This window comes from Ruegeria sp. SCP11, assembly GCF_040329455.1.
GTDB classification, from domain to species: domain Bacteria; phylum Pseudomonadota; class Alphaproteobacteria; order Rhodobacterales; family Rhodobacteraceae; genus Ruegeria; species Ruegeria atlantica_E.
In genome coordinates this window covers 71,458-95,289 of sequence record NZ_JBDZYG010000013.1, presented here as the reverse complement: position 1 = coordinate 95,289, position 23,832 = coordinate 71,458, and the positions used below count along the sequence as shown (strand labels likewise).

At 56.7% G+C, this 23,832-nt stretch carries 21 protein-coding genes; 12 read left to right on the top strand and 9 right to left on the bottom strand.

Annotated elements, in window-relative coordinates; translation table 11 throughout:
* Positions 1-62 precede the first annotated feature (62 nt).
* Complete coding sequence (locus ABLN94_RS18670) at positions 63-1,658, top strand: GMC family oxidoreductase (protein WP_352995278.1); 1,596 nt, start codon at positions 63-65, stop codon at positions 1,656-1,658.
* Here the strand turns inward: ABLN94_RS18670 and xylB are convergent.
* Positions 1,655-3,091, bottom strand: coding sequence for a xylulokinase (gene xylB, locus ABLN94_RS18665; RefSeq protein WP_352995276.1), 1,437 nt, complete (start codon positions 3,089-3,091; stop codon positions 1,655-1,657). The genes ABLN94_RS18670 and xylB overlap by 4 nt on opposite strands.
* A 123-nt stretch (positions 3,092-3,214) precedes the next feature.
* On the opposite strand from xylB, the gene ABLN94_RS18660 reads away from it, so the two are divergent.
* The 7 genes from ABLN94_RS18660 (at position 3,215) to ABLN94_RS18630 (ending at position 10,754) form a co-directional block, all read left to right on the top strand.
* Complete coding sequence (locus ABLN94_RS18660) at positions 3,215-4,240, top strand: LacI family DNA-binding transcriptional regulator (protein ID WP_352995274.1); 1,026 nt, start codon at positions 3,215-3,217, stop codon at positions 4,238-4,240.
* A 95-nt stretch (positions 4,241-4,335) separates the two neighbouring features.
* Positions 4,336-5,640: an ABC transporter substrate-binding protein gene (locus ABLN94_RS18655; RefSeq protein ID WP_170494450.1), complete on the top strand. Its 1,305-nt coding sequence runs from the start codon at positions 4,336-4,338 to the stop codon at positions 5,638-5,640.
* Between the two features lie 106 nt (positions 5,641-5,746).
* Positions 5,747-6,613: a carbohydrate ABC transporter permease gene (locus ABLN94_RS18650; protein ID WP_352995271.1), complete on the top strand. Its 867-nt coding sequence runs from the start codon at positions 5,747-5,749 to the stop codon at positions 6,611-6,613.
* A 12-nt stretch (positions 6,614-6,625) separates the two neighbouring features.
* Positions 6,626-7,456: a carbohydrate ABC transporter permease gene (locus tag ABLN94_RS18645; RefSeq protein WP_352995268.1), complete on the top strand. Its 831-nt coding sequence runs from the start codon at positions 6,626-6,628 to the stop codon at positions 7,454-7,456.
* Between the two features lie 12 nt (positions 7,457-7,468).
* Positions 7,469-8,473 carry an ABC transporter ATP-binding protein gene (locus ABLN94_RS18640; RefSeq protein ID WP_352995265.1) on the top strand — a complete coding sequence of 335 codons (1,005 nt, stop codon included), beginning with the start codon at positions 7,469-7,471 and terminating at the stop codon, positions 8,471-8,473.
* The gene (locus tag ABLN94_RS18635; RefSeq protein WP_352995262.1) at positions 8,470-9,243 is read left to right on the top strand and encodes an L-iditol 2-dehydrogenase; all 774 of its coding nucleotides are present in this window, start codon (positions 8,470-8,472) and stop codon (positions 9,241-9,243) included. Before ABLN94_RS18640 ends, ABLN94_RS18635 begins: the two co-directional genes overlap by 4 nt.
* Positions 9,243-10,754 (top strand): mannitol dehydrogenase family protein, encoded by a 1,512-nt coding sequence (locus ABLN94_RS18630; RefSeq protein ID WP_352995259.1) that lies wholly within the window; start codon positions 9,243-9,245, stop codon positions 10,752-10,754. Before ABLN94_RS18635 ends, ABLN94_RS18630 begins: the two co-directional genes overlap by 1 nt.
* Before the next feature lie 39 nt (positions 10,755-10,793).
* Here the strand turns inward: ABLN94_RS18630 and ABLN94_RS18625 are convergent, their stop codons facing one another.
* The 4 genes from ABLN94_RS18625 to ABLN94_RS18610 all read right to left on the bottom strand — a co-directional run bounded on the left by ABLN94_RS18625 (position 10,794) and on the right by ABLN94_RS18610 (position 16,759).
* The gene (locus tag ABLN94_RS18625; RefSeq protein WP_352995256.1) at positions 10,794-12,311 is read right to left on the bottom strand and encodes an ABC transporter permease; all 1,518 of its coding nucleotides are present in this window, start codon (positions 12,309-12,311) and stop codon (positions 10,794-10,796) included.
* Positions 12,312-12,321: 10 nt separating this feature from the next.
* The gene (locus ABLN94_RS18620; RefSeq protein ID WP_352995253.1) at positions 12,322-13,371 is read right to left on the bottom strand and encodes a quaternary amine ABC transporter ATP-binding protein; all 1,050 of its coding nucleotides are present in this window, start codon (positions 13,369-13,371) and stop codon (positions 12,322-12,324) included.
* A gap of 62 nt (positions 13,372-13,433) precedes the next feature.
* The gene (locus tag ABLN94_RS18615; protein ID WP_352995250.1) at positions 13,434-14,402 is read right to left on the bottom strand and encodes a glycine betaine ABC transporter substrate-binding protein; all 969 of its coding nucleotides are present in this window, start codon (positions 14,400-14,402) and stop codon (positions 13,434-13,436) included.
* 35 nt (positions 14,403-14,437) lie between these two features.
* Complete coding sequence (locus ABLN94_RS18610; RefSeq protein ID WP_352995247.1) at positions 14,438-16,759, bottom strand: DUF1989 domain-containing protein; 2,322 nt, start codon at positions 16,757-16,759, stop codon at positions 14,438-14,440.
* Positions 16,760-16,866: 107 nt separating this feature from the next.
* Here ABLN94_RS18610 and ABLN94_RS18605 point away from each other — a divergent pair, with 107 nt between their 5' ends.
* Positions 16,867-17,877 (top strand): LacI family DNA-binding transcriptional regulator, encoded by a 1,011-nt coding sequence (locus ABLN94_RS18605; RefSeq protein WP_417750533.1) that lies wholly within the window; start codon positions 16,867-16,869, stop codon positions 17,875-17,877.
* Positions 17,878-17,956: 79 nt separating this feature from the next.
* Here ABLN94_RS18605 and ABLN94_RS18600 read toward each other — a convergent pair whose 3' ends face one another.
* Complete coding sequence (locus ABLN94_RS18600) at positions 17,957-18,223, bottom strand: DUF6552 family protein (protein ID WP_417750532.1); 267 nt, start codon at positions 18,221-18,223, stop codon at positions 17,957-17,959.
* The gene (locus ABLN94_RS18595) at positions 18,198-18,902 is read right to left on the bottom strand and encodes an SDR family oxidoreductase (protein WP_352995239.1); all 705 of its coding nucleotides are present in this window, start codon (positions 18,900-18,902) and stop codon (positions 18,198-18,200) included. The genes ABLN94_RS18600 and ABLN94_RS18595 overlap by 26 nt, the downstream gene beginning before the upstream one ends.
* Before the next feature lie 97 nt (positions 18,903-18,999).
* On the opposite strand from ABLN94_RS18595, the gene ABLN94_RS18590 reads away from it, so the two are divergent.
* Positions 19,000-19,878 carry a LysR substrate-binding domain-containing protein gene (locus ABLN94_RS18590; RefSeq protein WP_352995236.1) on the top strand — a complete coding sequence of 293 codons (879 nt, stop codon included), beginning with the start codon at positions 19,000-19,002 and terminating at the stop codon, positions 19,876-19,878.
* 393 nt (positions 19,879-20,271) lie between these two features.
* Here ABLN94_RS18590 and ABLN94_RS18585 read toward each other — a convergent pair whose 3' ends face one another.
* Positions 20,272-20,667, bottom strand: a complete 396-nt coding sequence (locus ABLN94_RS18585) for a RidA family protein (RefSeq protein ID WP_352995233.1) — start codon at positions 20,665-20,667, stop codon at positions 20,272-20,274.
* 88 nt (positions 20,668-20,755) lie between these two features.
* Between ABLN94_RS18585 and ABLN94_RS18580 the strand changes: the two genes are divergently transcribed.
* The gene (locus tag ABLN94_RS18580; RefSeq protein ID WP_352995230.1) at positions 20,756-21,484 is read left to right on the top strand and encodes a helix-turn-helix transcriptional regulator; all 729 of its coding nucleotides are present in this window, start codon (positions 20,756-20,758) and stop codon (positions 21,482-21,484) included.
* Between the two features lie 528 nt (positions 21,485-22,012).
* Positions 22,013-22,915 (top strand): LysR family transcriptional regulator, encoded by a 903-nt coding sequence (locus ABLN94_RS18575; RefSeq protein WP_352995227.1) that lies wholly within the window; start codon positions 22,013-22,015, stop codon positions 22,913-22,915.
* Here the strand turns inward: ABLN94_RS18575 and ABLN94_RS18570 are convergent.
* The gene (locus tag ABLN94_RS18570) at positions 22,912-23,793 is read right to left on the bottom strand and encodes an SDR family oxidoreductase (RefSeq protein WP_352995224.1); all 882 of its coding nucleotides are present in this window, start codon (positions 23,791-23,793) and stop codon (positions 22,912-22,914) included. The two genes, ABLN94_RS18575 and ABLN94_RS18570, sit on opposite strands and share 4 nt — an antisense overlap.
* Positions 23,794-23,832: the final 39 nt, after the last annotated feature.

The following is a 23,832-nucleotide window of genomic DNA, read 5'->3' as shown; positions in this document are numbered from 1 at the left end:
GGCTAGTATAATTCTTGCATCTTGCATAGAGTTTTTTTCAACGACGTTGTGAGGAGGCGGTCATGGAAGTGGATTATGCAGTTGTTGGCGCGGGGTCTTCGGGCTGTGTCATTGCCAATAGGCTGAGCGCCGACCCCAACGCGACCGTTGCACTACTCGAGGCAGGAGGCCGCGATACCAACCCGTGGATTCACATCCCCGTTGGCTATTTCAAAACCATGCACAATCCTTCGGTTGACTGGTGCTACCGAACCGAACCTGACCCGGGTCTGAACGGGCGATCCATCGACTGGCCACGCGGAAAGGTGCTGGGCGGATCATCGTCGTTAAACGGACTTCTGTATGTACGCGGTCAGAAAGAGGACTACGACCGCTGGCGTCAAATGGGCAATGAGGGTTGGGGTTGGGACGATGTCCTGCCCCTTTTCAAACGTTGCGAGGATCAGGAGCGGGGCGAGGATGAATTTCACGGCGTCGGCGGGCCTCTATCCGTATCCAATATGCGCATTCAACGGCCCATCTGCGACGCGTGGGTTGCCGCGGCACAGGCAGCAGGCTACCCGTTCAATCCCGACTACAACGGCGCCGAACAGGAGGGCGTCGGTTATTTCCAACTGACCACTCGCAACGGTCGCCGCTGCAGTGCCGCCGTGGCCTACTTGAAACCCATCCGCAGTCGTCAGAACCTCAACATCATAACCAACGCTCTGGTGACGCGCGTGGTGTTGGATGGGAAAAGGGCAACCGGACTGGTTTACCGGGACCGCTCTGGTGCCGAGCATACCCTGAAAGTTCGGCGCGAGATCGTTCTGTCCGGCGGGGCGATCAACTCACCCCAGATTTTGATGCTATCGGGGATTGGGGACCCTGATCATCTCAAGGAAAACGGAATCGAACCGCTGCACGCCCTACCCGGCGTAGGCAAGGGTTTGCAGGATCATTTGCAGGCGCGCCTTGTTTTCAAGTGCAATGAACCCACGCTGAATGATGAGGTCCGCAGCCTGTTCAATCAGGCCCGCATCGCACTGAAGTATGCTCTGTTCCGTGCAGGGCCAATGACCATGGCGGCCAGTCTTGCAACTGGCTTCATGAAGACCCGGCCCGACGTCGAAACACCCGACATCCAGTTTCACGTCCAACCCTGGTCCGCCGACAGCCCAGGCGAAGGCGTGCATCCCTTCTCGGCCTTCACTATGTCGGTCTGTCAGCTACGACCGGAAAGCCGGGGAGAGTTGCGCCTAGACGGGCCAGATCCGTCTAAACATGTCAAAATCTTCCCGAACTACCTGTCCACTAAAACGGATTGCCGGACCATTGTCGACGGTGTGAACATCGCGCGCAATATCGCCAAGCAGAACCCTCTGGCCTCTAAGATTTCCGAAGAGTTCCGCCCTACGGCAGAGCTGAACGTCGACGACTACGAGGGCACGCTGGATTGGGCCAGATCGAACACGGCGTCGATCTATCACCCCACCGGAACCTGCGCGATGGGCACCTCAGAAGGGTCGGTTGTTGATCCGAAACTGAAAGTCCACGGGATTGCGAACCTGCGCGTGGCTGATTGCTCGATCATGCCCGAAATCGTCAGCGGCAATACTAATGCACCTGCGATCATGATCGGCGAAAAGGCTAGCGATCTGCTTGCCGCGGATGCCTAGCCAACCGAACTGACCGCCGTGTAGAGCGCACGAAACCGATGCAGCCGGTCGGACATCGCACCTATTGGCGTGGGCTCAAATCTGTTGGCTTCCGCAGGTCGGGTAGCAAGGTCGCTGATGCTTAGCACGTGATCGCCGCACGCTGCTAGCCGGGCCGCCCCATAGGCCGGTCCGGTATCCGCCCCGTCCGCGCGCACGATTGGTTTGCCGGTTGCTGACGCTATCAAACCAAGCAGCAGATCCGACCGACTGCCGCCACCGATCGCGGCCAATTCGGGAAGTTCATTCATGGTATCACCAAAGCTTTCAGCGGCGTCCGCGAAACTAAAAGCGATGGCTTCCAACACCGCGCGGCAAATCTCCGCACGTGTCGTGGCGTCCTCAAGGCCGAAGAACCCGGCCCGGACATGCGGATCCCCATGAGGGCTGCGTTCACCAGTAAGGTATGGCAGGAATATTGGCACCCGGTCACTGCGGACCGTTTCAGCCAATGCGACAACTTCGGCCGGCGAGAGCTCAAGCTGCCTTGCGATCCACGCGATTGGGCGTGCACCATTCAGCATAGCAGCCATCTGGTACCAGCGCCCCGGTAGCGTATGCGCAAAGGCGTGCACAAAGCGCTCGGGGTTTGGCTTGTATGTGCGATCGGCCACGAATAACTGACCTGACGTACCCAGAGAAACGAACCCCCGCCCCGGCTCGGTAGCCCCCAAGGAAACTGCGCCAGTGGCAGCGTCACCGCCTCCCCCCACAACCGGTATGCCGGCGTTCAGCCCGGTCTCAGCGGCAGCTTTCCCCGTTACCGTCTCGACAATTTGATGACCGTCAAAAACCTGCGGCAGCCAGTTGATGTCAACGTAGGTCGCTTCGGCTATCTCGCTGCACCATTTTCGCGCGTCCTGATCCAGCCATAATGTGCCAGCGGCGTCCGAGGCATCTGTCACCAGCTCGCCGTGCAGACAATGGCCGATATAGTCCTTGGGCAAGAGAATGTGGGCGATACGGGCGTAGCTTTTAGGTTCGTGCCGTTTCAGCCATGAAATCTTCGGGGCGGTAAGCCCCGGTAAGGGAAATACGCCAGCGATTTGGCCGATGTTCGGCAAGGCGCTGCTCAAGTCCTCGCACTCACGCACAGCCCTGCTGTCGTTCCACAAGATAGCCGGGCGGATCGTCTGCAACTCCCGGTCAAGCAGGACAGCGCCGTGCATCTGCCCGGACAAACCAATGGCTCTCACATGCGTCAGAGCAACACGCTCACCAAGCTGCTGCAAGGCTCTGCATGCGGCCCGCCACCAGATGTCGGGGTGCTGCTCCGACCATCCCAGCTGAGGTGAGCTTGTTTCAAGGTCAACCGACGCCCCGGCCAAGATACCTGACACATCCGCGCAGACAACTTTGATGGCCGACGTTCCGACATCAATCCCGAGATACATGAAGACCCCCCTGCGCAGCGTCGGCTTCCCGGCCCTTCGATGGCTATTGATTTCTTGTCGCGCGCAAAGAATATGTAAAGCTGTGATAAGATCAAGACGGTGAAGGTCCGCAGGCAGATTCGCATGACCAAGATAAAAAACATGGAAGAATTCGCGGCGCTCAGCGGTATATCCCGGCCGACGGTTTCGAAGTATTTCCACGATCCGGACAGCGTCCGGCCCACAACAAGGGCGCGCATCGAAGAAGCGCTCGAACGGTTCGACTACCGCCCCAACATCTATGCCGTGAACCAAAACCGTAAACTAACTAAGAATGTCGGTATCGTTGTACCCTACTTGGCCGATCCGTTTTTTGCCGAAATCGCACGCTATCTGGAACAAAGTTGTATTGCGGCTGGGTATCGCCCTTCTCTGTTCAGTTCTCATGGTGAGAAGAAGCTAGAGAAGGACATTCTTGACAGCCTGCAATCCATGAAACCCGCCGGAGTGCTACTGGCGCCTTTGGGGCGCATCTCTGACAAGTCAGCGATTGAAAAATTTTGCACTAGTGTGCCAACGGTTCTGTTCGACAGTAACCTCGACGGTCTGGGCGCGGCGTTTATCGGGTCCGACAATTTCAGCTTTGTATCTCAGACCGTGGAATACATGACCCGCACCGGCGAACCGCCTTCTTTTTTTGAGATGCGCACACCCGCAAACCCCAATGCCAACAAGCGGCGCAAAGCCTATGTTGACGTGATGGAGCGCCTAGGCTTTGAGCCGCATATCATCAAAATCGAAGGCACTGGCTGGGCATTCGAAGAAATTGGCCGGCAGGGTGCGTTGAAAGTGCTGGATAGTCGCGGGTTACGCACAAATTCGGTCCTGTGCAGCAACGACCGGCTGGCTATCGGCTTTCTGGCGGCCTGCTACGAACAGGGGATTCGGATTGGGCGAAAGGAAGATTGCACATTGCGGGTGGCTTCGAATGACGACCATCCCTTTGCAAAGTTCACATGTCCGTCGCTGACAACTGCGGCGCATGATTATGACAACGTGGCGGCGCGAAGCGTCGAAACGTTGTTCGAACTTATTGAAAGTGGGGGGAAATTTGACAACCGGACAGAAACTCTCTTCCCTGCACGGTTGGTTCTAAGGGATTCCGCTTAACGATATAAATTTAACGCGCGTAAAGTTTTTATTGACGGCGCGACAATTATTAAACTAGGCTCTCTGTACAGCATCCAAGCTCAGGGAGGACAGGGATGTATCTGAAACACGCACTTCGTGCGGCGACCGCGCTGACTTTCGTCGCTACGGCAGCGGCCCATGCGCAATCCATCACCATCGCCACTGTGAACAACGGCGACATGATCCGGATGCAGGGCTATACCGACAAATTCACCGAGGCGACCGGCATCGACGTCGAATGGGTGACACTTGAGGAAAACGTGCTGCGCCAGCGCGTGACCACAGATATCACCACCAAAGGTGGCCAGTTCGACATTATGACCATTGGTATGTACGAAACCCCAATCTGGGGCGCCAATGGCTGGCTGGTGCCGCTGGAAGGCATGTCTGCCGAATATGATGTAGAGGATATTCTGCCCGCGATGCGCAACGGGCTAAGCCACGACGGTACATTATTTGCAGCCCCGTTCTACGGCGAAAGCTCGATGGTGATGTATCGCACGGACCTGATGGAAAAAGCTGGTCTGGAAATGCCTGACGCGCCGACCTGGCAATTTATCCGCGAAGCGGCCGCCGCGATGACCGACCGTGATAACGACATCAATGGCATTTGCCTGCGCGGCAAGGCCGGTTGGGGTGAGGGCGGAGCCTTTATCACAGTGACCGGAAACTCCTTCGGCGCGCGCTGGTTCGACGAGGACTGGAAGCCTCAGTTCGATCAGCCCGAATGGAACGAGGCGTTGACCTTCTTCGTCGACATGATGGCAGAATCCGGACCTGCTGGTTATGCGACCAACGGCTTTAACGAGAATCTATCGCTATTCCAGCAAGGCAAGTGCGGGATGTGGATCGACGCCACTGTTGCGGCCTCATTCGTGACCAATCCTGACGACTCGACCGTTGCGGACAAAGTCGGCTTTGCGCTGGCTCCGAACGCGGACGGCGTTGACAAACGATCCAATTGGCTCTGGGCCTGGGCGCTGGCCATCCCAGCGGGCACTCAGCAAGAGGATGCAGCCAAACAGTTCATCGAATGGGCCACGTCTAAGGACTATATCGAGTTGGTGGCCGAGAACGAAGGCTGGGCCAACGTCCCGCCGGGCGCGCGCACCTCGCTCTATGAGAACCCCGAGTATCAAAAAGTGCCGTTCGCCAAGATGACGCTGGACTCGATCTTGTCAGCAGACCCGAACAATCCGACTGTAAAACCGGTGCCCTATGTTGGCATCCAGTTTGCCGCGATCCCGGAATTTGCAGGCATCGCCACACAGGTGAGTCAGGAATTCTCGGCGGTCTATGCCGGCCAGCAATCGGTCGAAGAGGCGCTGGAAAAAGCGCAGGCCTTCACCGCCGAAGAAATGGAAGCCGCAGGGTACTGAAGGCTTCTCCCCGCGGGCGGGCAGAGGTCTGCCCCCCGCTCTACCCTTCCACAACCCATGTTTTTCTCGCAGGCTGGTATGCGCCTGAACAGAGAGGTCTTGCATCATGGCAACCCAACATTCCCGATCAGTGGCTCGCCTGATGATGGCACCCGCAGTGGTCCTGCTGCTTGGCTGGATGCTCGTGCCCCTGACGATGACCCTGTACTTTTCCTTCAAGAAATACCTGCCCCTGCGCGGCGGTGATCTGGGATGGGTCGGGTTCGATAACTACGTCCGGTTTGTGTCTTCCAGTTCGTTCTGGCCCGCCGTACAGGCCACGCTGTTGATTGTCGGTGGTGTCCTGGTGATTACCGTTGTACTGGGCATCCTTCTGGCAATGCTGTTGGATCTACCCATGTGGGGGCAAGGCGTTGTCCGAATTTTGGTAATCGCCCCGTTCTTTGTAATGCCCACCGTATCCGCGCTGGTCTGGAAGAACATGTTCATGGACCCGGTGAACGGCTTGCTTGCGCATCTGTGGCGCTTTTTCGGGGCCGAGCCGATCTCGTGGTTATCAGAGGCTTCGATGACCTCGATCATCATGATTGTCTCATGGCAGTGGCTGCCCTTCGCAACGCTGATCCTGCTGACCGCAATTCAATCGCTGGACAGTGAACAGTTGGAAGCGGCGGAAATGGATGGTGCACCGGTGCTGAAACGCTTTTATCACATCGTCCTGCCGCACCTGAGCCGCGCGATTACCATCGTGATCCTGATCCAGACAATTTTCCTTTTGTCGATCTTCGCCGAAATCTTCGTGACCACCGGCGGCGCATTCGGCACCCGTACGCTCACCTACCTGATCTTCCAGCGCGTACTGGAAAGCCAGAACGTCGGCCTAGGATCAGCCGGAGGTGTCTACGCCATCATCCTTGCCAATATCGTTGCGATCTTCCTGATGCGCATCGTTGGCAAAAACCTGGACGCGTGAGGAGGAACGACCATGGCCCGCGCCGTCACAACCCGCCGCAAATCGCTGAACACCGCCATTGCCTGGGCAGTTGGACTACTGATCTTTTTCCCGATCCTCTGGACCATCCTGACCAGCTTCAAGACCGAAGCACAGGCCATCGCCAGCCCGCCCTTGTTCCTGAACTTCGACTGGACGCTTGAGAACTATGCCATCGTGCAGGAACGCTCGGACTACATGCGGTTCCTGTGGAATTCCGTGATCATCGCGGGTGGATCGACCATTCTGGGTGTGATCATCGCGGTGCCTGCCGCATGGGCGATGGCCTTCGTGCCGTCGAAACGCACCAAGGACATTCTGCTCTGGATGCTGTCCACCAAGATGCTGCCTGCGGTCGGTGTTCTCTACCCGATCTACCTGCTGTTCATCCGGCTGGGTCTGCTGGACACGCGCGGCGGCTTGGTCGTTGTCCTGATGCTGATCAACCTGCCGATCATCGTCTGGATGCTTTACACCTACTTCCGCGAAATCCCCGGCGAAATTCTGGAAGCCGCACGGATGGACGGGGCGACGTTGAAAGAGGAAATCCTCTACGTGCTGACACCCATGGCTATCCCCGGCATCGCCTCAACTGTTTTGCTGAACTTCATTCTCGCGTGGAACGAGGCGTTCTGGACCCTCAACCTGACCGCTGTCGACGCGGCGCCCCTGACGGCCTTCATCGCCAGCTACTCCAGCCCGGAAGGTTTGTTTTTTGCCAAGCTCAGCGCGGCCTCGACCATGGCGATTGCACCAATTCTGATCCTTGGCTGGTTCAGCCAGAAACAACTTGTCCGCGGCCTGACTTTCGGCGCTGTGAAATAAGGAAAACGACTTATGGGACGTATTCAACTCAAGTCCGTGACCAAAAGCTTCGGCGACGTGCAGGTCATCCCGCCGCTAGATCTGACGATTGAAGATGGCGAGTTCACGGTCTTCGTCGGCCCCTCAGGCTGCGGCAAGTCCACCCTGTTGCGCCTGATCGCGGGGCTGGAGGATATCACCACCGGCTCCATCGACATTGATGGCGCGGATGCCACCGATGTGCCGCCTGCAAAACGTGGTCTGGCGATGGTGTTCCAGTCTTACGCGTTGTACCCGCATATGACCGTGCGCAAGAACATCGCCTTCCCACTGCGCATGGCGAAACTGGATCAGGCGGAGATCGACAAGCGTGTCGAAGGGGCAGCAAGCGTTCTCAACCTGACCGATTATCTGGACCGCCGCCCCGGCCAGCTCTCCGGCGGTCAGCGTCAACGCGTCGCCATTGGTCGCGCGATCGTGCGCGAGCCAGCAGCTTTTTTGTTCGATGAACCTCTGTCGAACCTCGACGCCGCCCTGCGCGTGGGAATGCGGCTCGAAATCAGTGAACTGCACGAACGTCTCGCGACCACGATGATCTACGTGACCCACGATCAGGTTGAAGCCATGACAATGGCGGACAAGATCGTCGTTCTTCAGGCCGGTGTAATTGAACAGGTCGGCTCCCCGTTGGAACTCTATCGCACACCACGCAACCTGTTTGTCGCCGGGTTTATTGGTTCGCCTAAAATGAACTTCATTGAAGGCGACGAGGCCAAAAAGCTCAGCGCACACACAATCGGAATACGGCCAGAACATATCGCGGTCTCGGACACCGAGGGGACGTGGTCGGGCGTTGTTGGTGTCTCGGAACACCTTGGGTCCGACACGTTCTTCCACATCCACGAAACCGGTCTGGCTGAAACCATCACAGTCCGCGCTGATGGCGAAGTTGGATTTCGCCACGGCGACCGCATCCATCTAACCCCGCGCGCCGATGTCATTCACCGGTTTGACGCACAAGGGCTGCGGATCGAATGATGCGTCTGGCTGGCAAAACTGCTCTCATTACTGGGGCCGCTCGAGGCATAGGCCTTGCCTTTGCCAAGGCCTATGTCGCCGAAGGCGCACGCGTTGCCATTGCCGACATCGACGCCGCTCAGGCACGTGACGCTGCTGCCGAAATCGGTGATGCCGCAAAAGCCGTTGAAATGGACGTAACCAGCCAGTCCAGTATTGACGATGCGATCGGGCATATTTCCGCGCATTTCGGTCCAATCGACATTCTAGTCAACAACGCTGCCATTTTCACTGCCGCGCCGATCACCGAGATCGCACGTAAAGATTACAGTCGCGTCTTCGATATCAACGTCGCTGGCACCCTCTTCACCATGCAAGCCGTAGCTCGACATATGATCGAACATGGAATCCAGGGCCGGATTATCAACATGGCCTCGCAGGCAGGGCGGCGCGGAGAGCCTCTGGTCGCAGTTTATTGCGCCAGCAAGGCTGCGGTCATTTCGCTAACTCAATCGGCGGGGCTGAACCTGATCCAGCACGGCATCAACGTAAATGCCATCTCTCCAGGTGTTGTGGATGGAGAGCACTGGGACGGCGTCGACGCTTTCTTTGCAAAATACGAAGGCAAAGCCCCGGGCCAGAAAAAGCGCGAAGTGGCCGCGGCCGTCCCCTATGGCCGTATGGGTCGCACTGACGACCTGACCGGGATGGCTGTGTTTTTGGCATCCGACGAGGCCAAATACATCGTGGCGCAAACCTATAATGTCGACGGCGGGAACTGGATGAACTGATGGTTTCTGTGTCGCACACAAATAATCCTTTGGGCCTGCGCCGCGACAAACTGGGCAACTTAGCCAAGACGGTCGGCATCCCGAAATATCAGAGCAAGGACCTGAGCCCCGGCATTATTCATATCGGCCTGGGCAATTTTCACCGTGCGCATCAGGCGTGGTACATTCACCAATTGATGCAAAGGGGGCTCGCGCATGATTGGGCGATCATTGGCGCGGGTGTCCGGGAATATGATGCCCGGATACGGAACAGGCTGATCGAGCAGGACTGTCTGACGACGCTGATCGAACTGGACCCGTCCGGCATATCCGCCGAAGTCATCGGCCCCATGGTGGACTACTTGCCGATCGAAGCAAACAATGCACCTCTGATCCGAAAAATGGCCGATCCGGCGATCCGCATCGTTTCGCTGACAGTGACCGAAGGGGGCTACTTCCTCGACGCCAATACTGGCCTCTTCGACCCCACCCACGAAGATATCCGTCACGACGTAGAAAACCCCGCGCAACCGCGCACAGTATTTGGGGCCATCGTCGCGGCTCTTGGACAACGCCGGTCGCAGGGTTTGCCGCCTTTCACAGCGCTCAGCTGCGACAATTTACAGGGCAACGGCACGATTTTACGCAACTGCGTCGTGAGTCTGGCGCGTCTGTCGGATCCTCATCTGGCCGATTGGATTGAGCGCAACGGAGCTTTTCCCAATTCCATGGTGGATTGCATTGTGCCCGCGACGACGGATCAGGTGATCGAACAATGTCGCGCTCTTGGAATCGAAGACCGCGCACCAGTATCGCACGAGAACTTTCGCCAATGGGTGATCGAAGATGATTTCTGCGCGGGTCGCCCTGCTCTTGAAAAGGTCGGAGTCACGCTGACACACGACGTCCGTAGCTATGAGACTATGAAACTGCGCATTCTGAATGGTGGCCATCAGTTACTGGCGAATGTGGGCGAAATTCTGAGTGTTCCGACAATTTCTAGCTGCATGAAGCACCCTGATATCTTTAAGTTTTTCGCCAAGGTACAGGCCGAAGAGATCCTGCCGCACGTCTCCTCTGTGCCCGGAACAACTCCGACCGAATATCTTGGGCTTGTTGAGCAACGGTTTTCGAATACCTCTATTCACGACACAACCCGCCGGGTGGCGTTTGATGGATCGTCCCGACATCCAGGCTTTCTGCTACCGTCACTGCGCGACGCTCTTGAAGCGGACGCGTCTATTCAAGGCCTCGCACTGGCCGAAGCATTCTGGTGCCGAATGTGTGCGGGCCATCGTGAAGATGGCAGTAACATCGCAGAGAATGATCCATTGTGGGTCGAGTTGAACACTGCCGCGCTGACTGCCCAAGACGACCCGATGGCATGGATTGGGCAAAGCAAGATTTATGGTGATTTGGGCCAAAACCCACAATTTTCCGAGGCGTTTTCCAAATGGCTGACTACCATATGGCAGCAAGGCGGCCGAACAGCCATCGCAGTCTACGTCAAGCAAGGCACCGAAGGGACGTGATCACCTGCCGCTCGGCAAGTGATCACTTGCACTCGTAAACTATTTCTTTCCGGCCACAATCCGATCCAGAATGAGCGCGCAGAACAGGATTGCAAGACCGGCCAGAATACCCTGACCTGCCGCCGCGTATTGCAGCGCTTCCAACACATCCTCTCCCAGTCCTTTGGCCCCGATCAGTGACGCGACAACGACCATGGCCAGTGACATCAGGATGGTCTGGTTTACCCCCGCCATGATGGTCTTGTGGGCCAAAGGCAGGTCGACCCGCCACAGCAGATACCGAGGTGTAGCACCGAATGCCAACGCGGCCTCGCGCACAGTTTCAGGCACTTGCTGCAAACCAAGAACAGTGAAGCGGATCACCGGAGGGCTGCCGAAGATCATGGTCGCCACCACGCCAGCTGGTTTGCCCGATCCAATGAAGGCCACAACCGGGATCAGATAAACGAAGGATGGCATCGACTGCATGAAATCAAGTATGGGCCGCACGATGGCAAAAGCGCGGGGTCGGCGGGCACAATAGATACCCAGCGGAATACCCAATGTGATGGAAATCAGCGCTGCGGCTCCCAACAGGGCAATCGTGGTCATCGCCTTTTCCCAGAAATCCAACAAGCCCAGATAGGCCAGTGCGGCACCGGTAAAGATCGCCACACGCGGACCGGCCGACAGATAGGCTAGCATGATGATCACCAGTGCAACCACCGGCCAGGGGGTGTCGACCAGAACGACCTCGATCCAGTCCAGCAGGGTGCGCATCCCGTAGGTCAGCCCATCGAAGAATCCTCGCCCGGCGGTTTTGGTCCATTCGAACACCGCCTGCACCCCGTCGCCTACATTCAGTCGCCAGTCCCGATTGGTCGGGAAGGTTTTTAGCACTGCCACTGCGTCAGGTTGAGCGAACTTGATCATGGAAAGGATAACGATCACGCCAGTCAGCGCCGTGGCGACAATCAACCTAGGGATGGACCACCCGTGCGCCACACTGGAATCTGATCGCCAACGCGCGAATTGCCCTTCCAGCGTCCAATTGGCCAGAGAAGCGGCCAGAAGCTTAACCGCCAGCGACAGGACGATCCCGATGACCAGATAAGTGATCCCGGTCGAATCCGCAGTACGGGCTGCCTCCTGTGCAGCCGCCAGAGCACCCTCGAGCGATTCCGCAGCGCGTTTGAGTGAATCAAGCGTCGCCGACCCGGATTGTTCTGCTGCTGCAATCTGTTGCCGACGCAACTCCAACGTCTGCTCGATCTGCTCCGCCCGCTCCCGAAACTCACGTCCCAGATCACCAAAAAGACCCAAGCCAATCTGGATATAGGCCAGTGTTTCCAGAACCAGGAACCCCAGAAACCACGACCATAGCCCTCGCGCTCCAAACCAGATCGGCCCGAGAATCGCCGCGGCTTTGTTCAACGTAAAGCGATAGCCCGGCGCCTGCATCATATAGGCGAAGGTCTTTTGGTAATAGGACTGCCCCTGCCCCACGAAGTCTCCGATCAGATCATTCAGGCGGTCGGCAGTTTCCGGTTGGATCTGTTGCATATCAACATGTTTCATAGCGGTCCCCTTATGCCTGGCTGTCCTGAATCGCGCGGATAAGGCCCGCGCGGTTGATCACGCCCACGGTCTTGCCATCCTGCGTCACAGCCACAACGCCGTGGCCCTCGACGCAGAGGTTCATCAGATCGGACAGGTCCATATCCGGATGGGCCTCTTTCGCATCGTCAGGTACTTCGCCGTGATGCGCCTCGAATTCGTCGACCGGTTTCATCACCGCGTGGGCGAAGATCATGTTGAGTTTAGAAATCCCAGCCACGAAGTCGGCAACATAGTCATCGGCGGGGTTGAGGATGATCTCTTCCGGTGTGCCGATCTGCACGATCCGGCCGTCCTTCATGATTGCAATGCGATGGCCTATGCGGATTGCCTCGTCGAGGTCATGGGTGATGAACATCGTGGTCTTGCTCAGCTTGTGACTCAGCTCCATGAACTGATCCTGCAACTGCTTGCGGATCAACGGGTCGAGGGCCGAGAACGGCTCATCCATCAGCAGGATTTCGGGATCGGCGGCGATTGCACGGGCAAGGCCTACGCGCTGCTGCATCCCGCCCGACAGCTCATGCGCGTACTTGTCTTCCCAGCCGTTCAGTTCCACCAGTTCCAGAACCCGATCAGCCTCCTCCCAGCGACGGGCTTTGCCGGTGCCACGGATTTCCAGCGGCATCGCCACGTTGTCGCGGACGGTGCGGTGGGGCATCAGGCCGAAATTCTGGAACACCATGGCGACACGGCGGTTGCGCAGGTCACGCAGGCCTTCGTCATTCAGGCCCATCACGTCCTCGCCATCGAGGTAGATATGGCCATCAGTGGGTTCCAGCAGGCGGTTCACATGACGCACGAGGGTCGATTTGCCCGAGCCTGACAAGCCCATAACGCAGAACAGTTCACCCCGTTCGATCTCAAAGCTTGCATCGGCCACGCCGACAACACAGTTGAAGCGTTCCAGCACCTCGGCCTTGCTCAGCCCGTCGCTGTGGATGGCGTTCAAAGCCTCCTGCGACCGTGCACCGAACACTTTCCATACGCCCTTTGCGTCGATTGCGATATCCGCTGTCATACTGGCCCCGCTGCTATTATGTGTGTTGAAGGGTGCCCCCGGATTTCGAGGGCACACTGGATTCAGTTAGTGGTCAGACCAAGCCAGCTGTCGACTGTGTCGCCATTAGCGGCGATCCATTCGGCGACCACCTCATCGGTGTCGCGCCCTTTGACTACCACCTCATAGGTCAGCCCGCTTAGCTCACCCGCATCCATGTCGATATTGGCCAAGAAGGATGCCGCTGCCGGGTTGCGCTGCTCCAGCGATTTCGAATGCGCAACCGTGACGGTTTTGACCGGTTCACCCGTGCTGACGTGGGATTTGTTGTACCAATCGGCATCCTGATCCGGCTGAACCATCTTGTAGGTGGTCGCGTCATGCTCAGGCTCTTCCAGAATGGTCACGTCATAGAGTGCGTGCACGTAATGCGGCGCATAGCAGTAGAATGCTGCGCCCTTTTGCTGGTCGATCTGATCCTTAAGCCGCGAATAAAACACCGTTTCATCCTCGGTTGTAGGAGTCAGGAAGGTTTCGATCCCATAGTCCCGCACACGCACCTTGAACGTGTTGGTCGAAGCCCAACCGGAGGCGCCTACCCAGACCTCACCCAGCCCGTCACCATCGGAGTCGAACAATTCCTGCGCCATTGGCGTGGCCAGATCATAGATCGAGCGGATGTTGTGATCCTCGACCATATAGTTCGGCACGCAAATCCCTGCGCGGCCCTCATAGCTGCCTGAGGACAGCGCCACAGTACCCTTCTGATCGACATATTCGTCAGTGAAGGACGACTGGTTTGGCAGCCAGACATCCGGGTGCACATCGATATCGCCGCGCCCGCCATCCATGGCGGCAAAGATTACCGCATTAGCGCCGGGGGCATAGCCGACTTCGCCACCCAGACGGGTTTCGATGACCTGCCCGATCACGCGGCTCATTATTTTGGCACCGGGCCAGCTGGGTTCACCCACCATGACCTTGTCCTGCGCCATTGCCGTTGTCGCGCCCAATGTCAGGGCTAAGGTTGCGGTAAGTGCGAATTTTCTCATATGTCTTCTCCCGTTACGTTGAGTTACATGCGCCTTCAGGCGCGCGCCCGCTTGCGTTGCGGGTCTATGAATGGAATGTCCGAGACGGTTGCGCCGAGGCGCTTCATGTGCCCGTCGAGTTGGCCGATCTCCAAGTGGGTGCCGTTGTCCGCGTACTCGACGGATAGCCGAGCCATGGCGATGGTGTGCTCCAGCATTGGCGAACGTGTCGCCGATGTGACGATACCCACCTGCCGCTCGCCCGAAAAAACAGGGGCACCGTGGGCCGGTACGTCATCGCAACCGATCAGCAGCCCCTTGAGCGCTCGGCGCGGGTCGCGGGCATTGCGTTCCAATGCAGCTTTGCCGGTGAATTCGGATTTGGTGAGATCAACGGCGAAGCCTAAACCAGCCTCAAACGCATCGACACCCGGCGCGAATTCGGCATTTGCAGCAGCCAGACCAGCTTCAACCCTGATGATGTCCAGCGCGGCCGAGCCCATCGGAGTGATTCCGAATTCCTCGCCCGCCTCCATCACTGCGTCCCAGATCGCAACGGCGTCGGATTTGGAACAGAAGACCTCATACCCCAATTCCCCGGTATAACCGGACCGTGACAGCATGAACGGTGCACCCTCGCGGTTGTTCAAACGCGCGATAGTGACGCCAAACCATTTCAGGTGGTCCAGAGCCGGAACATGCGGCTGGGTAAAGGCGATCTTGCGTAGCAGGTCGCGGGATTTCGGCCCCTGAATGGCGAGGTTCGGCATCGCCCCACGGAGCGCATGGACGCGCACTTGTAGACCGCGCGCGTCCGCCAATTCCTGCAACACGCGCCCGCTCTCTTCGGACCCGCAGCACCAGCGGAAGATCTCAGGCGCGAGACGAAACAGAGTGCCATCGTCGATAACCGAGCCACTTTCGTCGCACATTAGCGTATAAGACCCGCGCCAGACCGGGAGCTTTGCCACACTGCGTGTGGTAGCCAACTGCATCAATGCCTCGGCATCCGGGCCAACGATATCGAATTTGCGAAGGCCGCTCATGTCCTGGACGGTCACAGCCTTACGGCAGGCCCAATATTCACCCAAAGTACCGTGGGCAGGATAACTTACTGGCGCCCACAAGTCGCGCGCAGGTGCAAAATGCTGGGTCAGTGGGGCCAGACGGTCATGAAAGGCGGACTCCTGACTGATCGACATTGGGGCGTCTTCCTTTTCACGATAGGCAACCGCTCGGCGGATCGGCGTTTCGGGGCGATAGATGCGCACATGCACATCGGTCGGGTTCCAGCCATTGATCGGATCAATGTCGTCCGGACAGGCTGTCGAAACACAAACAAGGTGTTCCAACGCACGCATGGCGACGTAGTCGCCGGGGCGCGAATGTGACTCTTCGGTCAGGATGTGATGCGTCGCCGGGTCGATCCACGTGTTCCAGAAAAAGTTGATCGCGGGCCACGCCGCTCGACGTGCCACACCATAGGGCGCCAAGGCGTGGGACATGTTGTCAGAGCAATTCAGATGGCCTGGGAAGCCCCGATCCTCATAGCCGCGCGCTGTGCATGCCAACCCAAATGTGTCATGACGACCGCATGTGTCCTGCACAACATTCAGTAACGGTCGCATCTCACGGTCAAAAAATTTGTCCAGCAATCCGGGGCCGGGATAAGCGCGTCGTACCATCGATCGGGTGGCCGTCGAGTCGATCATCCACTCTTCGCCTCGGTCTAGACCATCCGCCCGCAGCGCCATGAAGTCAGAACACTGCTGGCCCTCGACATCAATGATCTGAACGAATTCTCCGGCCTTCAGTTCGTAAGCCACTGCGCTTCCCCGCTGCACGGTGAATTCATCCCGCGTATCACCCAGCAACGGCGGCAACTGCGGCCCCTGTATTGCCGCTGACTTATGCGCGACAGTAACGCATCCGGCTTCCCTGCCCTCAATTAGTTCTGCAACCCCAGCGGTGCAGATTACCCATACCGTCGCCGCTTGGTCCGCTCGTAGAATCAGGGTCTCCGGAGCCTCCTCCAACCTGTGACAGGGAATCCGCCGATCACCGCCCTGCGCCGTGACCCAACCCAAGAGGCGGTCGCTGTCAAAACCACCCCATTCAAGCAGTCCGGTTGCCGTCAAACCCAGCGCCGCCAAAACCGGCTGCCCATCGTCGGCGAAAGCCACAAGGTCCAATAGCCGACCAGAACCAACCCCTTCTATTGAAATGATATCTTCGGGTTTCATGCTCAGCCGGACAGCTTCACGCGGAGCCAGGACATGCGTGCTGATACCAGAGGTTTTAGGAAAGCCCGGAAACCGGCGACTAAGGCCGACAAACCCCATATTCGTGAACGCATGTAAGACAGATGACCCTTGCATGGCAGCGCAGATTCCCAAAATGTAACTAGTTACAGAGGTTGATGAAACTAGTTACATATGTCAACACTTTCCTCAAGAACCCGCAAAATGGACGCCTAAAACCCACGATGCAAAAAGCTCCAGAGCCTAAAAAACGTGCGAATCTCAGAGATGTAGCAAAAGCTGCAGGTGTGTCCGTCGCAACAGTGTCACGGGTACTGAACGATCCGACTGTGGTGAAAAAAGACACGCTGGAAAAAGTTCAGACCGCCATTGCTGAACTAAAATTCGTTCCTAGTGCCGCCGCCCGGGCGATCAATTCGGGCCGCACCCGATTTGTCGGGGCACTGGTCCCTACTCTGGACAACGCGATCTTCGCTCGATTTCTCGCCGCACTGGAGCGCAAGCTGTCAGACCATCAATTGTCTCTGATTGTTGCAACCACCGAAGCACGCCTAGACATCGAAGCCGAGAAAGCCAAAAGTCTGGTAGATATCGGAGCAGAGGGCTTGATCATCACCGGAGCCACACACAGCCCCGCCTTTCACGACCTGATCGAGCGCACAATGCTGCCAACGATTATCACGTCTTTCTTTGACCCTGAAAACCCGCTGCCAACCATCGGATATGACAACGCGACCGCGGCGCAACTTGCCTTGCAGCATCTTGCCGATCTGGGTCATCGGGACATTGCAGTTGTACACGGCCCTGTTCACGACAATGACCGCACACGAGAACGTCTTGCCGGCCTCAAAGCCCTTTCGTTCGCTGGTAGGATTGCGACCTTCGAAACAGAAATCAGTCATCAAGGGGGAGCAGACGTTGCGAAACAGATTGGCAAGCTATGCCGCAGGCCAGACGCAATTTTGTGCTTATCCGACGTTGTAGCCTTGGGGGTTTTGTTAGGCCTTCAGGCACAAAACATCGTGGTCCCAGACCAGATATCCATGGTGGGCATTGATGATCTTCCAACTTCGGCCGTAACCGTACCGCCATTGACAAGCGTTCATTTACCCGTTTCTCAAATGGGTGAGCGTGCTGCGGACGCACTGGCATACTGGATCACGACCCAGCAGGAACCAAAACCTGAAAAGCTCGGAGCAAGGCTCATCGTCAGAGATTCAACCAAAGAAGTGTAATTCTAAAGATCGGAACCGATCACTGGAACGCTCGACACTAAAGTCTTCTCGTTTTCCCACAAATCGCTGTTCTTCGACACTAGCCGGAACTCATGCCCGCAATCATCGCCCCCAGAGCCACGAGATGCACAAGCATCAAGGCTTTATCATTCCACAGTGCGCCAACCGCAAACCATCCCACAACACCCACCAGAAACAGGTAAAGGTTCAACGGCGTCCAGCCAAATCCCGTTGCCGTATACCCCAGAATCTGAACCGTAGAAGCCCCCCATTTGACCGCAAACACAAGACGCTCGAACGTCGGTGCTTTCGGTAAGGTATCAGACCGCACGTGTGAGCCCCCCATCAACGCGCAGATTCTGACCCGTCATGTAGCCGCCGCCCGGTGACGCGAGAAAAGAGATGAGCGATGACACTTCCTCCGCGCGTCCATACCGCCCCATGGGGATGCGCGCCTTGCGATCATCGGTTTCCGGCAAGCTATCGATAAAACCCGGCAGGATATTGTTCATGCGGATGTTTTGGGCCGCATAGCTGTCCGCAAATAACTTGGTGAACGCAGCCAAACCAGCACGGAACACACCGGAAGTTGGGAACAAAGGATCGGGCTCAAATGCCGCGAAGGTCGAGATGTTGATAATCACGCCACCCCCCTGCTGTTGCATGACCGGTGTTACCAACCGCGTCGGCCGGATAACATTCAACAGATAGACCTCTATGCCCTGATGCCAGTCCTCATCGCTGATTTCCAGAACCGGGCCTTTGGGCCCGTGACCTGCCGAGTTTACCAATACGTCAACACGCCCCCAACGGTCCTGTGCACCATGAACAAGGGCCGACACATCATCCAGGTTCTGGTTGGAGCCGGTCACGCCAAATCCTCCCAACTCGGCACCAAGCGCTTCGCCTTTCCCAGACGAGGAAAGGACACCGACCTTGAACCCGTCTGCGGCAAGCCGACGTGCAGCATCTGCTCCCATCCCACTTCCACCTGCTGTAATTAGAGCTACTTTTTCTATTGCCATTGCCGCCTCCTTAATCAGTGAACTTGAAAATATTGCAATCTTTTTGAAAGTTCGCGCGAGAATTGAAGTTTCATGCCAATAGAAATACTATTGCCAAATGACAGACCTCCCTCCCCTCAACGGGCTTCGCGCTTTCGACGTCGCAGGACGCCGCCTGAACTTTCGGGCTGCTGCCGATGAGATGGGCGTGACGCAAGGGGCCGTCGCACAACAAGTCCGTCAGCTTGAGGCACAACTGGGCGTAAAGCTGTTCGAACGGTTGCCAAAAGGGTTGGCCCTGACGAGCACCGGCCGCAGTTATCACACGAGGGTTGCGCAGGCTTTTGCCGAGTTGCGCAGTGCGACGGCGCATCTGAAACCTGAACCCAACAAGGTGCTGATCAGTGTTACGCCAACATTTGCCGCAAAGTGGCTCATCCCGAACCTGCCGGATTTTTCAGACAAATACCCCGACATAGACTTACGTATTCTGGCAACGGAGAAGGTATCGAGTTTTCACAGCGATGGTATCGATCTGGCCATTCGCCAGGGTGCGCCGCCGTTTGGGGCGTCGATCAAGGCAACGCTGTTGTTCAGGCAGGATGTAATTGCCGTCGCCGCGCCAAAGCTGTTGGCAAATGTGGACCTTCCGATCAGACCGGAGGCGCTTTCACACCTTCCAAAGATACATGATGCACATGATCTCTGGCCCGGCCTGTTGAATGCAGCCGGTATTGCGGATCAACACAAGCGTGGCCTAAGGCTAAGTCAGACCGCATTGGCCATAGACGCAGCAATCTCTGGGCAGGGTGTTGCACTCGTCAGCAGATTTCTTGTTTCCAACGAAATTGCGGCGGGTAAGCTGCTGGACCTTGGATATTCAATTGGTGCCGGCCCACAGGACTTTTACCTTCTTGCACTGCGCAGGTCTGATCCCTCCCGCGCAATCGACACAGTAGTGTCATGGTTTACGGCACAAGCACAGCACCAGGACTGATGGTATTTGCAGTGGCGTCGTTAAGTTATTGACCCCGCCCATCAACCGCTTGTCGATGTCCTGCATTTGCTCACGCTGGACGTGGATCACCGCGCATATGTGGTTGACAAATCGTGTCGAAGGACGCCATAGGCCAGCGAAAAAGCGGGAGAAATTTCAAGGCCGGTTCAAGTCCGCCGGGTAGTCGCAGCTTTTCCTGCACGTGCATGATCAAATTCCCAACCTGTTCTGCCTTCACCATCACAAGCTTACAGCCGCTTCCTACCACCAAACAAGAGCAGCCGCATTCGAATGGTGTTACCTAGCATAAGTCGGTTCTTGCCAATCAACGCAAGCAAGAGCGCAACGAAGCAGTCAACAGAGTGGACAGCCCTAATGACTGCTTCACTCTAATCATGCCGCCGCGGTTGCTTCGATCTCAAACAGTAGGCCGGGGATAGCGAGACGCGTAACGCCCAAGAGAGTCATGGGTGGCGCGACTTGGTGAGCCCCAAAGCGCCTCCCCATAAGGTCAAAATTCTTCAGCGCCTCATCCACGTCGGTTGTGTACATGCCAAGCTTTGTCACATTACTCAGGCCCAGCCCGGCCTCTCTCAGTAGCGCCTCCAAGTTATCCAGTGCCAAATCAATCTGAGCCCGCATTTCGCCCGGATGCTGCGGATTGCCGTCGCTGTCCACAGCGGTCTGACCAGCACAGATTACCTGACGTGTCGCGGCCTCGATCACTTCCGCCTGATTATAGCCCAGCTTGGTTGACCAGTCCCACGGGTTCACAGCAGTACGTCGCATCAATTTATTCTCCTTGTTTCGTGTTGCAGAAAACCGTCTAAATCCGAATGGTGCCAATAACTGTCACTATTGTTGAGGAGATGGGTCCATGAACATTCGACTCAGACGTGACGCCATCGTGCGACGCCTTCGCCGCAGCGGAACAACGACGGTCGAAACCCTTGCCGATGAAGTCGGCACTTCCCGTCGAACTGTCCTTCGCGATATCAACGCATTGCGTGACGAGGGCTTTGTGATTCACTCTGATGTTGGCCGTGGAGGAGGTCTGCAACTTGATCCTCAATCCCTGCAAGCCACAGCTCAGCTTTCGGTACCAGAAGTTTTTGCTCTTCTGATTAGCGTTTCAGCAATGCGGGCCGCGGGCAATCTGCCCTTTTCCGATCTCGCCGACGCCGGCCTTGCCAAGATCGAGAAGGCACTGCCCCCTGATAAAATCCGTGACCTTCGCGCCACCCTCGACTGTCTGCATATCGGACAATTGTCACCGCTTCAGGACATTTCAGACGTGGGAAAAATGGATGCCGACCTTTTACCAGCGTTTGAAACCGCGTTCATCAATCGGCAATTCATCCGCTTCGACTATCGAGACGTAACAGGTCAGAACACCGAGCGGCAGGTGGAGCCGCAGGCCATGCTGATCCTTCAGCCGCTTTGGTACCTCGTCGCTTGGGACCCCACACGCGAGGATTTCCGTCATTTTCGGATGGACCGGATTAGTTCGCCATCGGCCGTGGAAGGAACAAGTTTCCGTCACCGCCACGTTCCGTTCGAAGATGATGTCTGCCCCTTCAGCGAATTGTTGGGCGAGAGTCCTTAAGGTGGCCCCTTGTCCACGCTGTGACATCGGTGAAAAGGGTTCTCTCCGGACGTCAGATTTACGTAATTCTGCTACACGATGCGCCGTCAAAGACGGATTGTCGTAGGGGGCAGTCACGACCAACCAGAGAATCTATCAAGCGAACAGAGAGTTTGCCAGCTATTCGCGCGCTCCACCGAGCCTGGAGCAACGGTCGCACTTTTAGCTAGAAAAGCCACTGAAACCAAAGCACATCGGCGACCTGCATGTCCCGAAAAAGTGACGAAAAACACCCTTAGAGTTTTCAAGGGCTTTGGGTGCGTTTCCGGCCCATCTGAAATTGATCAAAGGCACGCCAAACCAAGCGACTACTCGAGCCGAACAGTTTCGACTGCAATCGTCACAATGACTTCATAGCACCACGTGCATTTTTTTACCGGTAAGGTTCTTGAGTAGTCTCAGAAATTGACATCATTACTGGACTTGTATTTTGTTATGAGATTTATAAATGTTTTTACTAAATGACGAATAGATACTTGAGCACTCCCAATGCGCGCATCATTCGAACAGTTAGAGGCATTCGTCACCACCCACAGCGAAGGATCATTTTCCGCCGCGGCCCGAAAATGCAACAAAGCGCAATCGGTTATTAGCACCTTGGTCGCCAATCTTGAGGTCGATCTGAACGTCGAGCTTTTCAACCGCAGCCGAAGATATCCTACCCTTACCGAAGCGGGAGAGGCGTTGATCTCACAGGCTGAAATTCTTTTGGAGCGTCGCAGACGGTTTCTGGCCATAGCCGATGCCCTATCCATGAACTTGGAGAACCGTGTGACGCTCGCGATGGCGCCGCACATCAAACTGGCCAACCTGGGAGAGATCATCCGCACCTTCAATGCTGAGTTTCCGTCTGTTGATGTGGAAATCCAGTCGTTTACAGCCGGGGAGATTCAGCGACTGATCGTCAAAGGCGTAGTGGATTTAGGGATTATTCTGGAGCCCGAGGGCATCCCTCAGGCGCTCGACTTTCGCTCTTTAGGTACACTCCGGTTGGTCTGCGTCAGCCACCCGGAAAGCCCGCTTGCCCAATTACCGTCGGTCTCTTGGGAGGAATTGCGCCTGCATCGTCAGATTTTGTTGAAAGAAGCCGACAACCCCGACAGTGCAATCCTTAAGGCCTCGCCGTCGATTTGGCAGGTCAGCACCACATCTGAGGCCATCGATATTGTGCAGGCCGACCTGGGGTGGTCGGCGCTGCCTCTGCACGCGGTGGACGTCTTTGTTCAGACCGGTGCGCTGAAAATCCTGCCGCTGCAATTCGAGACCAAACCCTACGCCGAACGCTCGGTGGATATGGTTTGGTCCTTTGAAAAGCCCATGGGTCAGGCGACAGCCAAACTGTTGCGGAAACTGTCAGAAGAAGCTGTTATCCAGAACTCTACCACCACTTAAAGCTCGCCGCGAAGTTCCTTGGCGAATGAGGAGATGGTGTATTGTGGTGCTCCAAGAATCTCCCACGTTTCGTTGGCAACCTGCTCTTCCTTCAACTGCTGCACGAATGTTAGCAAGTGTTCGATAAAGGCCGCCTGCTCTTCTGGCAGCCCCATCCGGCGGACCGCCTCCATTGGTAGCTCAATGACTTCTGCCCCGGGAGCGTATGCTCCCAGAAACTCAGTCGCCCCCTCGATGTAGGTCTTGGCTTGCTGACCCTGAACGGCAAACCCCTTATTTTTGGCAGCGTCGTTACCAATCGCATTGAAGACCAGCTCTGCCAAGTCGCTGGAATTGGTAAACCAGATTGGGAGAACGTGATTTCCGATTATGGCCAGTTGGTTGTCCATCAGAAATTCAGGCAGCGAGTCCAGAAAGAATGAGCAATAGAAGAATGTGTAGGGAATACCTGACGCCTTGATGGCATCGATCCCGCCCTGGCGAATCGCATTCGTGCCATAGGCCATGCCTTCAGTTGAAAACTCTGGATATGCAGTGTCGACTCCCGCAATTTGCATAATGTGCTGAACGCCTACTTCTTTCGCTGCTGCGACGACATTGATCACGCCTTCCCGCTCAGTATGGAAGGGCAAAGTGGTGTCCAGCGTCTCGGTATTAAGCGTGATGTAAAGCGTATCAGCCCCCCACAAAGCCGATGTCAGGCTGGCCGGATCCGACACGTCGCCCTGAACGAGCCGAACGTTAGAAGGCAAAGCAGTTTTCGCCGCTACCGGGTCCCGCGCGATGGCGGTCACTTCGACGCCTTTTTCGACGAGTTTTGCGGCCACGCGATGCCCCAGATGGCCCGTGGCGCCGATGATGGTGATCTTCTTGGTCATCGTGATTTCTCCTGTTTCAGCGGCGCTTCTACAGGTTGG

Bases quoted from the DNA above. Each gene is read 5' to 3' on its own strand.
- ABLN94_RS18585 (WP_352995233.1), bottom strand. From the start codon at position 20,667: ATGCGACGTACTGCTGTGAACCCGTGGGACTGGTCAACCAAGCTGGGC.
- ABLN94_RS18670 (WP_352995278.1), top strand. From the start codon at position 63: ATGGAAGTGGATTATGCAGTTGTTGGCGCGGGGTCTTCGGGCTGTGTC.
- xylB (WP_352995276.1), bottom strand. From the start codon at position 3,091: ATGTATCTCGGGATTGATGTCGGAACGTCGGCCATCAAAGTTGTCTGC.
- ABLN94_RS18600 (WP_417750532.1), bottom strand. From the start codon at position 18,223: ATGGGGGGCTCACACGTGCGGTCTGATACCTTACCGAAAGCACCGACG.
- ABLN94_RS18580 (WP_352995230.1), top strand. From the start codon at position 20,756: ATGAACATTCGACTCAGACGTGACGCCATCGTGCGACGCCTTCGCCGC.
- ABLN94_RS18640 (WP_352995265.1), top strand. From the start codon at position 7,469: ATGGGACGTATTCAACTCAAGTCCGTGACCAAAAGCTTCGGCGACGTG.
- ABLN94_RS18570 (WP_352995224.1), bottom strand. From the start codon at position 23,793: ATGACCAAGAAGATCACCATCATCGGCGCCACGGGCCATCTGGGGCAT.
- ABLN94_RS18590 (WP_352995236.1), top strand. From the start codon at position 19,000: ATGACAGACCTCCCTCCCCTCAACGGGCTTCGCGCTTTCGACGTCGCA.
- ABLN94_RS18605 (WP_417750533.1), top strand. From the start codon at position 16,867: ATGCAAAAAGCTCCAGAGCCTAAAAAACGTGCGAATCTCAGAGATGTA.
- ABLN94_RS18660 (WP_352995274.1), top strand. From the start codon at position 3,215: ATGACCAAGATAAAAAACATGGAAGAATTCGCGGCGCTCAGCGGTATA.
- ABLN94_RS18630 (WP_352995259.1), top strand. From the start codon at position 9,243: ATGGTTTCTGTGTCGCACACAAATAATCCTTTGGGCCTGCGCCGCGAC.
- ABLN94_RS18635 (WP_352995262.1), top strand. From the start codon at position 8,470: ATGATGCGTCTGGCTGGCAAAACTGCTCTCATTACTGGGGCCGCTCGA.
- ABLN94_RS18615 (WP_352995250.1), bottom strand. From the start codon at position 14,402: ATGAGAAAATTCGCACTTACCGCAACCTTAGCCCTGACATTGGGCGCG.
- ABLN94_RS18620 (WP_352995253.1), bottom strand. From the start codon at position 13,371: ATGACAGCGGATATCGCAATCGACGCAAAGGGCGTATGGAAAGTGTTC.
- ABLN94_RS18595 (WP_352995239.1), bottom strand. From the start codon at position 18,902: ATGGCAATAGAAAAAGTAGCTCTAATTACAGCAGGTGGAAGTGGGATG.
- ABLN94_RS18655 (WP_170494450.1), top strand. From the start codon at position 4,336: ATGTATCTGAAACACGCACTTCGTGCGGCGACCGCGCTGACTTTCGTC.
- ABLN94_RS18625 (WP_352995256.1), bottom strand. From the start codon at position 12,311: ATGAAACATGTTGATATGCAACAGATCCAACCGGAAACTGCCGACCGC.
- ABLN94_RS18645 (WP_352995268.1), top strand. From the start codon at position 6,626: ATGGCCCGCGCCGTCACAACCCGCCGCAAATCGCTGAACACCGCCATT.
- ABLN94_RS18575 (WP_352995227.1), top strand. From the start codon at position 22,013: ATGCGCGCATCATTCGAACAGTTAGAGGCATTCGTCACCACCCACAGC.
- ABLN94_RS18650 (WP_352995271.1), top strand. From the start codon at position 5,747: ATGGCAACCCAACATTCCCGATCAGTGGCTCGCCTGATGATGGCACCC.
- ABLN94_RS18610 (WP_352995247.1), bottom strand. From the start codon at position 16,759: ATGCAAGGGTCATCTGTCTTACATGCGTTCACGAATATGGGGTTTGTC.